The organism is Burkholderia sp. Bmkn7, assembly GCF_041103175.1.
GTDB lineage: Bacteria > Pseudomonadota > Gammaproteobacteria > Burkholderiales > Burkholderiaceae > Burkholderia > Burkholderia cepacia.
The window spans coordinates 2,101,645-2,116,876 of the sequence record NZ_JBGCUH010000003.1 but is presented as its reverse complement, the minus strand read 5'-3'; the positions used below and the strand labels follow the sequence as shown (position 1 = coordinate 2,116,876).

Here is a 15,232-nt window from a genome sequence, read left to right as displayed (position 1 = left end):
AATGCGCGCGTTTCAGTAAGCGGACATCTCGACGCAAGGATCGACCTTGGACGGCGAGCAGATGACCGAATACTTGGCGCTCTCGCGCATCAGCGCTTCGCCTTCGTGCAGCGCGATCTTGATCTCGGGATGACGCTCGTACGCGAGGAATGCCGAGCACACGACCGCGGACATCACGACGAGGGAAAACACAAATTTTTCAAGGGTTTGGAAACGTTCAGGCATGGTTCGACCTATCACTTAGGCCGTGATTATATCTCGAAATAAGGGTTTTCCCTATAAGTCGGCCCGCATACCGAGGATGCATTCGGTCACGCGCGGACGCGATGCTCTCGCCCTTTTTTCCTGCCAGTCCGCGCCTGAGTGTCGATCGAACAGGATGGGTCGACCGGTTGCGGGGTTCGCGCCGTATTGGCGCTGCCGGCAACCGTGTCCGGCCGCCAGCCCGGTCGCGGTGCGCCAGCCCCGGTGCATCCGGCGATGCGCTTGCGGGCAATCGGTCGGTGGCGTGAAGTCGGTGGAAGGCGTGGCGCGGCGTTCGGGCGCGACAGGCCGCGTATTACCGGAGGGAAACGCCCCGCTTGTTGCCCTCGCAGGTCACTGCGTCACTGCGGTGCCGACGCGCCGCTTGCCGCGTTGCCGGGCCATGCCTTGCCGATCTGGTCGACCAGCGATTTCGCGGTGCCCGTCACGATCGCCGCGTCGACGCCGGACGTCTGCCACGAGCCGTCAGCGGCCTTCACGAACGTCAGGTTCGCGCGCGACGGCTTGTAGTCGGTATTGCGCCACGTGACCACGACGTCGCACGAGTAGGTGCGATCGCCGACCTTCTTGCAGTCGCCGTCGGGCTTCGCCGACACGACATCGGCCGAGACGGGCAGCGGCTGGCCGAACAGCGCGTTCAGCCCGCCGTGGTTTTCCGCCTCGAGCGCGCGGCGCACGGCGGCATCGACGTCGCCCGAGCCGGGGCCGTCGTGGAGCAGGTTGCAGGCGGCAAGGAGGGTCGATGCACCGGCGAGTGTCAGCAGCGTCTGGAACTTCATGGATATCCGTTATCGGGTGAACGCCGCGTAGTCTGCAACGTCCGCGTATCGTGCGCGGTATCCATTTGTAACCAATTGCACGGGCGCGATCGTCCTCCGCTTCGCCCGCGCCTGCTGACGCCCCTACTGCCGCTCCTGCTTCACGCGGCTCACGAGCTGCGTTGGGCTCACGAACTGCAGCGCGATGACCACCCATACGAGCGTGATGGCCATGTAGATCATCGCCATCGCGTCGATCGACTGCGGCGCGCGCACGCCGGTCGAGAACACCGCGTAATACAGCGCGACGACGAGTGTCTGCGTGCTCGGCCCCGCGGTGAAGAAGGTCAGCTCGAACATCCCGATCGTGCGCACTAGCACGAGCAGCCCCGCCGCGAGCATGCCGGGCACGAGCAGCGGCAGCAGCACATGGCGGAAATAACGCCACGTGTTTGCACCGAAGATGCGCGCGGCGGCTTCGAGATTCGGATCGATCTGCTCGATGAACGGCGTCATCACGAGGATCACGAACGGCAGCGCCGGCACGAGGTTCGCGAGGATCACGCCGGGCAGCGTGCCCGCGAGCCCGACCTTGTACATCACGGTGGCCATCGGGATCCCGTACGTGACGGGCGGCACCATCAGCGGCAGCAGGAACACCAGCAGCGCGAAGCGCTTGCCGCGAAACTGCACGCGCGCGAGCGCATAGGCGGCCGGCACGCCGAGCGCGATCGACAGCAGCACGACCGCGCCAACGACCTCGACGGTCACCCACAGCACGCTCGCGAGCTGGAAGTCCGCCCACGCCTTCGCGTACCAGTGCAGCGTGAAACCCTGCGGCAGCGGCGTGCCGAACCAGCGTGTCGCGATCGAGTTCACCGCGACGGTCGCGATCAGCAGCATCACGTTCAGCAGGAAGAACGCCATCAGCGCCCCGACGAGCGCGTGCCACGCGCGGCCGGCGAGATGGCCCGCCATCTTCCGCGGTTTCCTCGCGTCGGCGGGCCGCGCATCGGGCGCATCGTGCTTCGGCGGCCACGCGCGGGCGGCATGATTGTCGGTCGCCATCAGCCCTTGCCCCCCGTCACCGCGCCGGTATAGAAGAAGCGGCGCGCGCCGAGCATCGACGCGACCACCAGCAGCTGCACGAAACCCATCACGATCGCGATCGCCGACGCGAGCGAATAGTCGTAGCTCTCGAACGCCGCTTCCGCCGCCGCGATCGAGATCACGCGCGTGGGCCCGGCCGGCGCGCCGAGCAGCACGGCCGACGGGAACACCGAGAACGCCTGCACGAACGACAGGCACGCGGCCATCGTGAGCCCCGGCACGAGCAGCGGCAGGTAGATTCGCCGGAACTGCTGCCACGGGTTCGCGCCGAGCGTCGCCGCCGCACGAGCGAGTGTCGGGTCGATGCCGCTGATGTACGAGAGCATCAGCAGGAATGCGAACGGAAAGCCCGACACGATCAGCGACAGCAGCACGCCCCAGTAGTTGTGCGTGAGGCGCACTTCGTCGGTGTACAGGTGCAGCCCCTGCAACGCCTGCGGGAACCAGCCGTTCGGCCCGAAATACGTGAGCATCCCGTCGGCGACGAGCACCGTGCCGAGCGTGACGGGAATCACGAGCAGCGTCGTGACGAACTTCTGGTAAGGCGAATTGCGGCGCAGCGCGAATGCGACGGGCACCGCGACGCCGACGTTGAGCAGCGCCGCCGGCACCGCCAGCTTCAGCGTGACGAGCACCGTGGGCCACATCGCGGTGTCGGTGAAGAACTGCACGTAGTTCGCGAGCGCGCCGCCGCCGTTCATCGGCTGGAACGACAGCACGAGACCGTAGGCGAACGGATAGATGAACAGCGCGACGATGAACGCGAGTGCGGGTGTGACGAGCCAGGCTTTCGCGTCGCGCGGTGTGCCGCCGGCAGGGAGCGTGCTCACGCGGCCTCCCGGTGGCGCGTTGCGGTGCGCGCGATGCGGCGGCCGTTCATCACGCGTCTCCCGCATAGACGAGCGTGCGCGACGGCGCAACACATAACCGCAAATGCTCGCCTTCCGCGAATTCTCCGGCCACGCGCGCCCAGATCGGGCCGAACGGCGTGGCCGCACGGATCAGCGAATCGCGGCCGCCGTATTCGACCGTTTCGACGGTCGCGTCGAACGCGTTGTCGGCGCCGTCTGCCGCGCGCTCGATGTCGTCGGGACGCAGCGCGACCGCGACGTCCTTCGCGTCGAAGCCGGCCATCGGCACGCCCGTGAGCTGCACGCCTGCGGCGCTGACGTTTACGTGGCCGCCGGCCATCCCGTCGAGCGTGAACGGCAGCACGTTGCGATAACCCATGAAACGCGCGACGTGCAGGTTGTGCGGGCGCGTGTAGACGTCCTTCGGTGTCGCGACCTGCTGTACGACGCCCTCCTTCATCACGACGATGCGGTCGGCCATCGACAGCGCCTCGTCCTGATCGTGCGTCACGTAGATCGTCGCGCGTTCGAGCTGCGTGTGGATGCGGCGGATCTCGGCGCGCATCTCGATGCGCAGCTTCGTGTCGAGGTTCGACAGCGGTTCGTCCATCAGCACGAGCGGCGGCTCGATGACGATCGCGCGTGCGATCGCGACGCGCTGCTGCTGCCCGCCCGACAGCTGCCCGGGCAGCTTACCCTCGTGGCCGACGAGCTGCACGAGTTCGAGCGCCTGTTGTGCGCGCCGCCGCGTTTCCTGCTTCGGCACGCCGCGCATCTTGAGGCCGAAACCGACGTTGTCGAGCACTGACAGGTGCGGAAACAGCGCGTAGTTCTGGAACACCATCCCGAAGCCGCGGCGCTCGGGGGGCAGCACGTCGATGCGCGTGTCGTCGAGCCAGATGCCGCCGCTCGTGAGCGGCTGCAGCCCCGCGATGCAGTTCAGCGCGGTCGACTTGCCGCAGCCCGACGGGCCGAGCAGCGCGATGAACTCGCCGCGCCGGATCTCGAGGTCGAGCCCGTTCAGCGCGGCGACCTGCGCACCTTCCGCATTGGTGAAGCTGCGGCTGACGCCATCGAGCCGCAGCCGTTCGAAACTCTGCTTCATTGCGCGAACTCCATCGACGCGGGCGCCGCGGCGCCCGCCGGCCCATGCGTCACTTCGACTTCTGCGAACCGATCTCGCGGTCCCACTTCTGGAACGCGGCGACCATCGCCTGCGCGCTGAGCGGCTGCACGTGCGGGCGATCCGCCAGCAGCTTCGCGTATTCCGGGCGGCCGAACTTGCGGATCACTTCCTGGCTGTGCGCGGGCGCCATCTCGAGCGTCACGCCCTTCACCGCCGGGCCCGGATAGAAGTAACCGTCGTCGTAGGTCATCGCCTGCTGCGCCGGTTCGAGCAGGAAGTTCATCAGCTTGAACAGCACGTCGAGCTTGTCCTTCGGCACGCCCTTCGGGATCACCATGTAGTGCGCATCGTTGACCCACGTCATGTTGTCGAACGCCTGGACCCGGAACTCGGCCGGCACGATGCCGAGCGCACGCGGGTTGAGGTCCCAGCCGGTGACGGTCACGGTCATGTCGCGCGTGCCTTCGCCGAGCTCCTTCATCACCGCCGACGTGCCGCCCGGGTAGTACGGGACGCAGTCGTTGAGCTGCTTCAGGAACGCCCAGGTCTTGTCCCAGCCGTTGATCGGGTCCTGCGGGTTCTTGTCGCCGAGCACGTACGGCAGCCCCATCAGGAACGTGCGGCCGGGGCCCGAGTTCGCCGGGCGCGCGTAGATCAGCTTGTTCGGGTGCGCCTTGCACCACGCGAGCAACTGGTCGGGCGTCTTCGGCGGGTCGCTGACCTTCGCCGGGTTGTATTCGAGCAGCGGGCCGGCCGGCATGTAGGTGACTTCGAGGCCGAAGCCCTGTGCGAGGTCCTGCATCTTGCGCGGGCCGGGTGCGTACCGGTCGAGCACGCCGGGGAATGCGCCCGCGTTGTCGGGCAGCACCTTCAGCCACAGGTTCTGCTCGATGCCGGCGGCCAGCGCGTCGGTGCCCGTCAGCACGAGGTCGATGTCGGCGCGCCCCGCCGCCTGCATCGCCTTGATCTTGCCCGGCAGCTGCGGCGCCGGCGCGTTCGTGAACGTGACGCTCGACACGACGGTCGGGTTCTTGTCCCTGAAGGCTTCGATGGCCTTCTGCGTGAGCTGCAGGTTGCCCGCGACATCGACGATGTTCAGCGATACGGGGGCGGCAACGGCTGCCGAGGCCGACAGCGTGAAGCTCACGGCGAGTGCGATCCGGCGGACACGGCGAGCGATCGTGGTGGCGTTCATGTCTCCTCACTTCGGTCGGTGGATGGGACCTTTCTTTTCAGGAAATCATGACGGTGTTATACGATGTCGGTCAACAAAAAACCGAGGTGGCCGGGGCGGGACTTTCCCTGACAAACACCTTCCGGTGAGTGCCAGTTTGATTACCCGGCAAGATGGGCCGGGATCGCGGCTGGATGCCCAGTCGTCTTGCGACGTCATATCTCTGCTGGGGCAATCCCGGCGAAGTGGATTCAACTGGCCCCGACTGGATCGGTGCCGTCAGCGTTCGGCAGGCCCGGCAAATCAGCGGTTCTTCAGCGCGATCAACACGTCCCGGTGGCCGGAAATGATTTTTCGCGCCGCGCGGGACGTCGTCCTCCTCGGCTTCGGTCGAAGCCTTGGCCTCGTGGGTAGGACGGATGATCGTGCGGGTTTCAACGCAACGCCGTACAGCACCTTTCGTTTGGGATCCGTGACGGCATTCCGCAAAAAATGACAGCGATCGGCCGCTTGTCCGTCAATCGGATGGAGCGGTCGCGTCGCTGCCAGTCATGGCGCCCGATGAATGGACGAAAACGGCCCGAGGACGGCAAACCATGCCCGAATATCAATTCCTCAAGGCTGAATCGCCTTCACCCAACGCCATCACCTCGCCGATCAACCGTTCCGCATCGCGCCACTCGCCATACCCCGACGCCGGATTCAGGTGCCCCACTTCGCCGAGATCGATGAGCCTGCTGCCCCACCCTGCCGCCAGCGTTTCGATGCGATCGAAGCGCGCGAGCGGATCGTTGCGGCTCGCGGCGACGATGCTCGGAAACGGCAGCCGCCCGGTCGGTACCGGCGTCCAGCCGTGCGCGTCGATCGCGTCGGGCGCCGGATAACCGGCGGGCATCGGCGTATCGAGATCGGCCGGCGCCGCGAGCAGCGCGCCGTGGATCTTGCGCGTGGCCTGCCGCGCCCAGTGCACGGCAATCATCACCCCCGCGCTGTGCGCGACGAGGATCACGGGGCCGTCGATCGCGGCCAGCGCCGCATCGAGCGCCGCGACGCGTGCGGCGCGGCTCAGCTTGTCGGCTTCGAGCGGCGCGACGGCGCGTGCGTTCGGCAGGCGTCGTTCGAGGTGCGTCTGCCAGTGGTCTTCGACGTGATCGCGCAAGCCGGGCACGATCAGGATGGTGGGTGCGGTCGTCAGGGTCATGCAGCCTCCGAAGCGTTCAGGAAAGTCTGGACGCGCGCCGTTCGCGTTCGACGCGCGCGAGGTCGGCCACATAGCTCGCGCGTCCGATCGCGAACAGCACGGCGGCCATGAGCGGCACGACGGGAATCCATTGGAGTGCGCCGACGAGGCCGGCGCGATCGGCGGCCCACCCCGTCAGCAGCGGGCCCGGCGCCATGCCGAGCAGGTTGTTGGCGAGCGTGAGCGTCGCGAACGCCGATGCGTGGATCGCGGCCGGCGTCAGGTTCGCGACCATCGCGCCCGACGCACCGGACGCGCCCGCGCCGACCAGCATTCCCGCGCAGATCAGCGCGAGCTGCAGCGGCCCGGGCGGCAGCCGGAACGCGACCGCGAGGCAGACGCCGGTCAGCACGCAATACGCGATCGCGGTCAGCCACTTGCGCTTGCCGTCGGTTTTGCCGACGCGGTCGGTGACGATCCCGCAGCCGACCATCCCGATACCCGCGAGCAGCACGAAGCCGGCGGCGAGCACGGCCGCGCGGTCGGGCGCCATCGCGTAGTAGCGGTTCAGGTAGCTCGGCAGCCATGCGAACAGCGCGCCCGGCACGAACAGGTGCAGCCCGCTGCCGAGATACGCGCAGATCACCGAACGCGACGCGAACAGCCCCGACATCAGCACGCGCACGCTGCCGCGCAGGTCGCGCGGCGTGTCGGTGTCGCGCCGGCAGGGTTCGGTGCCGCATTCGGCGCCGCATTCGGTGCCGAATTCAGAGCGATATGCGGCGAGCCGCCGTTCGGTCACGACGCAGCGATACGCGACGAGCAGCACGATGCCGAGCGCGGCCATCACGCCGAACGACCAGCGCCAGCCGAGATGCGCGCCGACGAGCCCGCCGAGCGCCATGCCGAACACGGAGCCGAATGCGCCGCCGGCCATGAACGCGCCGGTCAGCGTCGCGCGCAGCCGCGCCGGGAAGATGCTGAGGATCAGCGCGACGCCGACGCTGCCGTACGCGGCTTCACCGAGCCCGACGAGGCCGCGCGCGACGAGCATCTCCGTGTAATGAGTCGACAGCGCGCAGCCGAGCGTCGCGACGCTCCACAGCGCGGCCATCAGCACGATGCTGCGCACGCGCCCGAAGCGGTCGGCGAGCACCGACAGCGGAAACGTCAGCAGCCCGACCAGCAGCGCGACGACGCCGGAGAGCGAACCGAGCTGCGTGTCCGACAGCGCCCATGCTTGCTTGAGCAGCGGGAACACGGCGTTGAGCACCTGCCGCGACATGTAGTCCGACAGCAGCAGGCCGACGGTCAGCCCGAACACGAGCCACGCATAGGCGGGCGCGCGCCGGCCGGCGGCGGCGACGTCCTGGATCGACGGCTCGACATGATGGATCAGCATGCGTGTCTCCTCCGGCACCGGAGCGGTCGTGCTCCGGCGCGGCTTGCGTGGCCCCGCTCCGTTGACCGGAGTCCGCCCCCGCATCACGCGCGGGGATGGGTGCCACGCCACAACGATCGGCGGGCCGCGGCCGCCATGGCCGCGGGCCCGGATGCGCGGATGCGCGGCGCGTCAGGCGGCCCGCAGCGGCACGTTCGGCTGGCCCGGCCGGCGGTTCGGCGCCATCCCGAGCTGCGCGAGGGTCTCGTCGATGCCGTCGTACTGCACGCCGATCCGGTAGATCGCCTTCGCTTCCTTGCCGGTCGCGATGTCGCGGCCGAGCTCGCGCGCGATCCGTGCGCACTGTTCGACCTGCTGCACCGAGGTCATCCGGTTGCCCTTCTGGTCGATGATCGTGTCCTCGATCCCGCAGCGCGGATGCAGGCCCAGCGCCATCGCGACCGTGTTGATCGGCAGCACGTTCTTCATCAGGGATTCGAGCGTGATGCATGCGCCGTCCGGGCAGCGCCGCACGAATTCCATGAAGTTGTACGGATTCGGGCCGTCGAAGCCGCCGCCGATGCCGACCCACGTGACGTTCAGCGGGCCGCGATAGACGCCGCGGCGGATGATCCGTTCGAGCGTTTCCAGCGCATGCATGCCGGTGAGCTGGAAATGCGGCTGGATGCCGGCCGCCTGGAGGCGGCGCAGGTGCTCGTCGACCCAGCCGGGGCCGGCCGGCACGGTCATCTCGCGGTACGCGTCCCACAGCGCGGCTTCGTTCAGCGACGTGCCGGCGATGTCCTTGCGGTTCATCAGCTCGGTGATGTTCATCTGCACGGTGTTGATCGCGACCGTCACCTGGTCGGGCTTCGGCGTCAGCTCGGCGAGCATGTGGCGCGTGTCGTCGGACAGCCATTTCGCTTCCGCGCCGTCGCCTTCCGGCGCGAACGAGATCGAGCCGCCCACCTGCAGGATCATGTCGGGCACCGCCTCGCGCAGCCGGCCGAGCAGCTCGTTGAACTTCGACAGCCGCTTGCTGCCCTTGCCGTCGAGTTCGCGCACATGCAGGTGCAGCACCGTCGCGCCCGCGTTGTAGCAGTCGACGGCCTTCTGCACGTGCTCGTCCATCGTCACCGGAATGTCTTCCGGAAAATCGGCGGGCATCCATTCGGGGCCATACGGCGCGACCGTGATGACTACCTTGTCCTGGTTTTCCGGGTGCAGCGAATCGTCGAGAAATTGCATGTCGTCCTCCAGTGGAAATCGTTTTTGTGCAGGCGTACGGGCGCGCGTATCCCGCCGCGCCGGGCGGCGGGCCCGGCGCGTTGTTCGGGGTGGCGAATCGGTTAGGGTGCGAGCGCGCTCAGAACGGCACGTCGCCGACGATGCCCGCGCGCTCCATCCGGCGCACGCACGGCGGGTAGTCCATGACCGCGTAATGCTGCGTGCTGCGGTTGTCCCAGATCGCGACGCTGTTCTTCTTCCAGCGCCAGCGCACCTGGTATTCGGGGATGTATGCCTGGCTGATCAGGTATTGCAGCAGCTGGCCCGCGCCGGGATTCGCGTCCTGCCCGACCCGCACGCGCGCGGGCGTGTGGTAGTTCGTGAAATGCGTGGTGAACGCGTTCACGTACAGCACCTTCTCGCCGGTTTCGGGGTGCGTGCGCACGACCGGATGCTCGGCGTCCGGGTACTGCGCCTTCAGCGCGAGGCGCTTGTCGATCGGCATCGCCGCACCGAAGCTCGCCTCGATGCTGTGGCGCGCGCGCAGGTCGTCGATCTGCTGCTTCACGTGGTGCGGCAGGCGCTCGTAGGCGAGCACCATGTTCGCCCACATCGTGTCGCCGCCAACCGGCGGACCGTCGATGCAGCGCAGCACGCAGCCGAACGGCGGCGCCACGCGCCAGCTCGCATCGCTGTGCCACGCATTCTCGTAGCGGTCGTTCGGCTGGTCGGGCGACTTGTAGATCCGCACGAGCCCCGGGTGTTCCGGGTCGCTGCCGGCGACCGGATGATCCTCGAGCTCGCCGAAGCGCCGCGCGAACGCGACGTGCTCGGCGCGCGTGATGTCCTGGTCACGCAGGAACAGCACGCGATGCCGCAGCAGCTGCGCGCGGATCTCGGCGAACAGGCCGTCGTCGTGCACGGCGTCGGCGAGGCTCACGTCCAGCAGTTCCGCGCCCAGCGCGCAGGTCAGGGGTTCGACTCGCATGCGCGTCTCCTCAGACGATGAACACCGACGAACCGGTCGTCTTGCGCGATTCGAGATCGCGGTGCGCCTGCGCGGCATCCTGCAGCGCGTAGCGCTGGTTGATTTCGATCCTGATGCGGCCGGCCGCGACGTGCGCGAACAGTTCGCCGGCCAGCTCGTTCTTCTCGGCCGGATCGGCGATGTAGTCGGCCAGCGCCGGGCGCGTCAGGTACAGCGAGCCCTTCATCGCGAGGCGCTGCGGATCGAACGGCGGGATCGGGCCCGACGCGGTGCCGACGCACACCATCAGCCCGCGCCGCTTCAGCGAATCGAGCGAGCCTTCGAAGGTGTCCTTGCCGACACTGTCGAACACGACGTCGACGCCCGCGCCGTCCGTCAGCTCGCGCACGCGTTTCGCGACGTCCTCGCGGCTGTAGTCGATCGTATGGTCGCAGCCGTGCGCGCGGGCGATCGCGGCCTTGTGCTCGCTGGAAACCGTGCCGATCACCGTGAGCCCGAGCAGCTTCGCCCATTGCGACACGATCAGCCCGACGCCGCCGGCGGCCGCGTGCAGCAGGATCGTGTCGCCCGGCGCGAACGCGTGGATACGGCGCAGCAGGTAGGCCGACGTCAGGCCGCGCATCGTCATCGCCGCGGCCGTTTCGCACGAAATGCCGGCCGGCAGCCGCACGAGCGGCGCGGCGGGGATCAGCCGCTCGGTGCTGTACGCGCCGAGCGTGTTCAGGAAGCCCGTGTAGGTCACGCGGTCGCCGACGGCGACGTTCGTCACACCCGGGCCGACGGCGTCGACCACGCCGGCCGCCTCGACGCCGATCCCGGCCGGCAGCGGCACCGGATACAGGCCGCTGCGGAAATACGTGTCGGCGAAATTCAGTCCGACGGCCTCGTGCCGCAGGCGCACCTGGCCGGCGCCCGGATCGCCGACGTCGACTGCTTCCCAGCGCAGCACGTCGGGGCCGCCGGTTTCGTGGAATCGCACTGCATGTGCCATCGTGTTCTCCGTATGTTGTCAGTCGGATGCGCGCCGCGCATCGTCGGGTTCGTTCATGCCCGGCGGCGTCGCGGCTGCGCCGTCCGCCAGCGGGTCGTCCAGTCCGGCCCAGTCCGCGTCGCCCAGGTAGCGTCGCGCGGCCGGGAAAATCACGCCTTCCATCCGCCCCATCTGCTCGAACGCGCCGTGCGCATAACGGGCGAGCGCCGCGTCGAATGCGGCCGACGGCAGGCCGTCCGCGGCGATTCGCTCGAGCGCATCGAGCGCTTGCGCATCGCGCTGCCGCTGGCGGTCGAGTTCGTCCAGTTCGGCCGCGACGCACTCCGCGCGCACGCGCAATGCCGCGAAGAGCTGCGCTTCGGCGGCCGTGCCGACACGGGCGCGCTGCAACGCGGCGAGCGATGCCAGCGCACGCTGCGCGTCGGCCGCGCGGCGCAGCGGTACGTCCGCGTGTGCGTCGATCGCCATCAGGCCACGCTGCGCGTCTCTCGCTTGCCGCTGCTGCTGTGCATCCACGTCCACATCCGCGTCCACGCCGAACGCCATCAGCGCATGCAGCAACTCGCCGACCGCGCGATGCGCATCCAGGCAACGCGCAATCACGCGCGCCTCGGCCGGCGTGCGCCGCGACGTGCACACGAGCACCGGTACACCGCTCGTCGCGAGCAGGTGCCGCCGCTGCGCGCAGGCCGCCGCATCGGCGTCGTGCGGCAGCGCCGCAACGCCGATCAGGTCGCAGCCGAGTTCGGCCGCCAGCGCGGCAGGTGCCGCGTCGCCGGCCCCCGGAAGGCCGGCCCCCGGATGGCCGGCCCCCGCGATCACATGGGACAAACCCTGCGCCCGCGCGGCGGCTTCCACTTTCGCACCGTGTTCCGGCAGCCGCGCTCCGGATAAACGCGAGGCCGGCGCGGCGCCGGCCAGCAGGAACGTGACCCGGGCGCCGACCGCGCGCGCCAGTTCGAGCGCATGGCCGATCGCGTCGATGCCGCCGGGCGCGCCGTCGACCGTCACGAGCAGATGGCGGTACATCGTGCCGCTCCGTTTATCCGGCGAGCGACGCGTTGCGCCGCGTGCCTGTCGATACGATGTTCATGGCCCTCTCCTCGTTGCGTTCGTCGTGAATCGGAACCCATGCTATCGACGCGGTGCCGGTACGGCCCCACTCGTCGCGGGGGGGATTGACGCGCGAACGCGGTTCGGCCGATCCTTCCCCCCACACCCACCCCGGACGCTGGCCCGCACGGCACCGCCGGATTCCCACTGCTGCCCCGATGGCCCACCCACCCGCTCGCGCCGACGCGCCTCCCACCGAACTGGTCCTGAAGACGACCGCGCCGCGCGTGCCGGCGCAGTTGCTGGCCCGCGCGCGGCTGAGCCTCGCGTCGCCCGCTTTCGACGGCCGGCCGGTCACGCTCGTGCAGGCGCCGGCCGGTTACGGCAAGACGTCGCTGCTCGCGCAATGGCGTCGCGAGACCCTCGCGCTTGGCCGCGCGGTCGTATGGCTGTCGGCCGACGAGCGCGACGATGCGCCCCGGTTGCTGCAGGGCCTCGTGCAGGCGGTGCGGACCGGTTGCGCCCGGCCCGGCTTCGGGCGCCTGATCCCGCCCGGCGCGGCCGACGCGGCGCGTGCGCTCGAGGGCGTGACCGCCTGGCTGGCCGAGGTCGCGCAGCTGTCGATCGACGCGCTCCTGATCGTCGACGATGCGGAGCGGTTGCCGCCGGCCGGCCTCGAGGCGCTGACCTACGTGCTGCACAATGCGCCGCAAAACCTGCATGTCGTCGTCGCCGCGCGGCGCGGCCTCGACCACACGGCCGGCGACCTGCTCGCCGGCGGGCAATGCACGCTCGCGGGCCCCGACTGGCTGCGCTTCACGCTCGACGAGACGATCGCGCTGGTCGGCGCGCGTTTTGCGCAGCGGGTCGACGCCGACGCGTGCGCGCGGCTGTTCGAACGCGTCGACGGCTGGCCGCTCGGCCTGCAGCTCGCGATGGCCGCGATGGCGCGCTCGGCCGATCCGCGCCAGGCGGTCGACGCGCTCGCCGCCCGCGTGGACGGCACGCGCGACCGCCTCGTCGAGCTGCTGCTCGCGAACCTGTCGGCCGACGACACGGCGTTCCTGATCCGCACGAGCGTCGCCGATCGCCTGCATCCGTCGCTGTGCGCCGCGCTGCTCGACGACGCGGACGCGCCCGGCCGTCTCGCGCGGCTCGCCCGCGACACGCCGCTGTTCATCGCGTCGGACGATTCGGACTGGTGCCGCCTGCATCCTCTCGTGCGCGACACGCTGCGCGACCGCCTGGCCGCGGACGCCGGGCGCAACGCATTGCATGCGCGTGCGGCCGCCTGGCTCGATGCGCACGGGATGACCGAGGAAGCCGCGCGCCACGCGTATGCGGCGGGCCAGTTCGAGGTGGCGTACGGGCTCGCGCAGCGCTGCCTCGAGGATGCGATCAAGCAGGGCCGCATCAACGACGTGCTCGACTGGCTCGCGCTGCTGCCCGACGCGGAGCTCGACAAGCGCCCGACGCTGCGCATCGCGGTCGCGTGGGCACTGGCGCTCGGCGAGCGCCACGTCGAGGCGCAGCGCCAGATCGCGGGCATCCTCGCCGACACCGGCACGCCCGCGGCGATGCGCTACGAATGCGCGCTGATCCTCAGCGCGGCCGCGTATTACGCCGACGAAATCGACCGTTTCGTCGAGCTGTTCGAACCGTGGGCCGACTTCACGCCGCCGGCGGCCACGTGGCTCGCGCAAATGCACGCGAACCGGCTGTCGGCGCGCGCGATCATCGTCGGCGAACCGGCGCAGGCGCGCCGCTTCCAGCACGCCGCGCCACGCGGCGAGACGGCGGCCGGGTTCGGCTACGTCGCGCGCTGGGGCGAGCTGATCACGGGCCTGAGCTACCTGCGCGAAGGCCAGGTCCGGCTGGCCGACGACACGCTGTCGCCGGCGCTGGCACGCGCGGAAGCCAATCTCGGGCGCCGCCATCCGCTCACCTGCATGCTCGCGGCGATGTGCGCGGCGCTCGCGTACGAGGCCGACCGCGTCGACCAGGCCGCCGCGTTGCTCGCGAACCGGCTCGACGTGCTCGAACACGCGGGCACGCCCGATACCGTGCTGCTCGGCTATCGCACCGCCGCGCGCATCGCGCTACTGCGCGGCGTCGAGCACCGCGCGATCGACCTGCTCGAAGCGCTCGATGCGATGGGCGTCGCGCGCCGCCTGCCGCGCCTGTCAGTCGCGAGCCTCGCCGAACAGGTGCGTATTCACGCGGCGCGTTATCGCGAGGCGACCTGCCATGCGCTCGTCGAGCGGATCGATGCGATCGCGGCCGCCGAGTTTCCGTCGCACGGCCCGTTGTGGCGGCGCCCGGTCGTGCTGCTGCAGGCGAGCGCGCATGCGGGTGCGGCGCTGGCCGCGCGCCGCTGGGACGACGCGCGCGCGGCGCTCGACGAAGCGGCGGTGCTGGCCCGTGAAATGAGCATGGGGCAGGCGCGCATCGAGATCATGGCGCTTGGCGCGTTCGCGCGCGAACAGTCCGGGGGCGACGGCCGCGCGCTGCTCGACGAGGCGATGAACCTCGCGGAGCTGTTCGGGCTCACGCGCACGCTCGCCGACGCGCATCCGGCCATCGCCGACTGGGCGCGCCGCGCCGGCGACGAAGCGGCCGCCGGCGCCGGCCCCGCGCGCCACGCGCTGCCGCCGCCGCGCATCGTGCCGCCCGCCCCGCGCGGCGCGGCCAGCCCACGCGCGGTGCCGAGCGTCGTCTTGACGCCGAAGGAGCGCGCGATTCTCGAGCTGCTCGCGCGCAACCTGTCGAACAAGGAGATCGCGGTGGCGCTCGCCGTCGGCGAGGAAACCGTGAAGTGGCACCTGAAGAACCTGTTCGGCAAGCTCGACGCCAGCTCGCGCAAGCATGCGGTACGCCGCGCGCTGGTGCTCGGCCTGCTCGAAAGCGCGCCGTAACGCCGGTTCCGCCGATCGGACGGCGCCCCCGCCTCCACCTCCCGCGATTCTCCGCAACCCTGCCCCCCGCGCATGGGGGGGAGCGGCCGCCCGCCGTTGCGTAGTCTTTCCGCATGGCTCACGCGGGCGCCGCCTGTCACGTCTTCCCGCCCGCCTCGTTGCTTCCCCGCTTCACCCGGACGGGCTCGATCCCGTCCGGTCCAATACGACCCTG

General features: G+C 69.7%; 13 protein-coding genes. 1 reads left to right on the top strand and 12 read right to left on the bottom strand.

The features are described from left to right. Positions 1 to 12: 12 nt before the first annotated feature. The 12 genes from AB3K92_RS31310 to AB3K92_RS31255 form a co-directional block, all read right to left on the bottom strand. The gene (locus tag AB3K92_RS31310) at positions 13 to 225 is read right to left on the bottom strand and encodes a hypothetical protein (protein ID WP_006497261.1); all 213 of its coding nucleotides are present in this window, start codon (positions 223 to 225) and stop codon (positions 13 to 15) included. 380 nt (positions 226 to 605) lie between these two features. Next, on the bottom strand, positions 606 to 1,043 hold the full coding sequence (locus AB3K92_RS31305) for a hypothetical protein (protein ID WP_021159623.1): 438 nt from the start codon (positions 1,041 to 1,043) through the stop codon (positions 606 to 608). A gap of 123 nt (positions 1,044 to 1,166) precedes the next feature. Further along, on the bottom strand, positions 1,167 to 2,090 hold the full coding sequence (locus AB3K92_RS31300) for an ABC transporter permease (RefSeq protein ID WP_369466534.1): 924 nt from the start codon (positions 2,088 to 2,090) through the stop codon (positions 1,167 to 1,169). Then, entirely contained in the window at positions 2,090 to 2,962 is an 873-nt protein-coding gene (locus AB3K92_RS31295) for an ABC transporter permease (RefSeq protein WP_369466533.1), read from the bottom strand. The genes AB3K92_RS31300 and AB3K92_RS31295 overlap by 1 nt, the downstream gene beginning before the upstream one ends. A gap of 49 nt (positions 2,963 to 3,011) precedes the next feature. Beyond that, entirely contained in the window at positions 3,012 to 4,088 is a 1,077-nt protein-coding gene (locus AB3K92_RS31290) for an ABC transporter ATP-binding protein (RefSeq protein ID WP_369466532.1), read from the bottom strand. Between the two features lie 49 nt (positions 4,089 to 4,137). Beyond that, positions 4,138 to 5,304, bottom strand: coding sequence for an extracellular solute-binding protein (locus AB3K92_RS31285; RefSeq protein ID WP_369466531.1), 1,167 nt, complete (start codon positions 5,302 to 5,304; stop codon positions 4,138 to 4,140). 586 nt (positions 5,305 to 5,890) lie between these two features. After that, complete coding sequence (locus tag AB3K92_RS31280; protein ID WP_369466530.1) at positions 5,891 to 6,484, bottom strand: RBBP9/YdeN family alpha/beta hydrolase; 594 nt, start codon at positions 6,482 to 6,484, stop codon at positions 5,891 to 5,893. Positions 6,485 to 6,500: 16 nt separating this feature from the next. Then, positions 6,501 to 7,865 carry an MFS transporter gene (locus AB3K92_RS31275; protein ID WP_369466529.1) on the bottom strand — a complete coding sequence of 455 codons (1,365 nt, stop codon included), beginning with the start codon at positions 7,863 to 7,865 and terminating at the stop codon, positions 6,501 to 6,503. A 171-nt stretch (positions 7,866 to 8,036) separates the two neighbouring features. Beyond that, positions 8,037 to 9,092: a 3-keto-5-aminohexanoate cleavage protein gene (locus AB3K92_RS31270; protein WP_021159631.1), complete on the bottom strand. Its 1,056-nt coding sequence runs from the start codon at positions 9,090 to 9,092 to the stop codon at positions 8,037 to 8,039. A gap of 118 nt (positions 9,093 to 9,210) precedes the next feature. Continuing rightward, on the bottom strand, positions 9,211 to 10,059 hold the full coding sequence (locus AB3K92_RS31265) for a TauD/TfdA dioxygenase family protein (RefSeq protein ID WP_369466528.1): 849 nt from the start codon (positions 10,057 to 10,059) through the stop codon (positions 9,211 to 9,213). A 10-nt stretch (positions 10,060 to 10,069) separates the two neighbouring features. Further along, positions 10,070 to 11,050, bottom strand: coding sequence for a quinone oxidoreductase (locus AB3K92_RS31260; protein ID WP_369466527.1), 981 nt, complete (start codon positions 11,048 to 11,050; stop codon positions 10,070 to 10,072). A gap of 18 nt (positions 11,051 to 11,068) precedes the next feature. Continuing rightward, complete coding sequence (locus AB3K92_RS31255; RefSeq protein WP_369466526.1) at positions 11,069 to 12,079, bottom strand: universal stress protein; 1,011 nt, start codon at positions 12,077 to 12,079, stop codon at positions 11,069 to 11,071. Between the two features lie 242 nt (positions 12,080 to 12,321). On the opposite strand from AB3K92_RS31255, the gene AB3K92_RS31250 reads away from it, so the two are divergent. After that, positions 12,322 to 15,018, top strand: coding sequence for a LuxR C-terminal-related transcriptional regulator (locus AB3K92_RS31250; protein WP_369466524.1), 2,697 nt, complete (start codon positions 12,322 to 12,324; stop codon positions 15,016 to 15,018). The last annotated feature ends 214 nt before the right edge of the window (positions 15,019 to 15,232 follow it).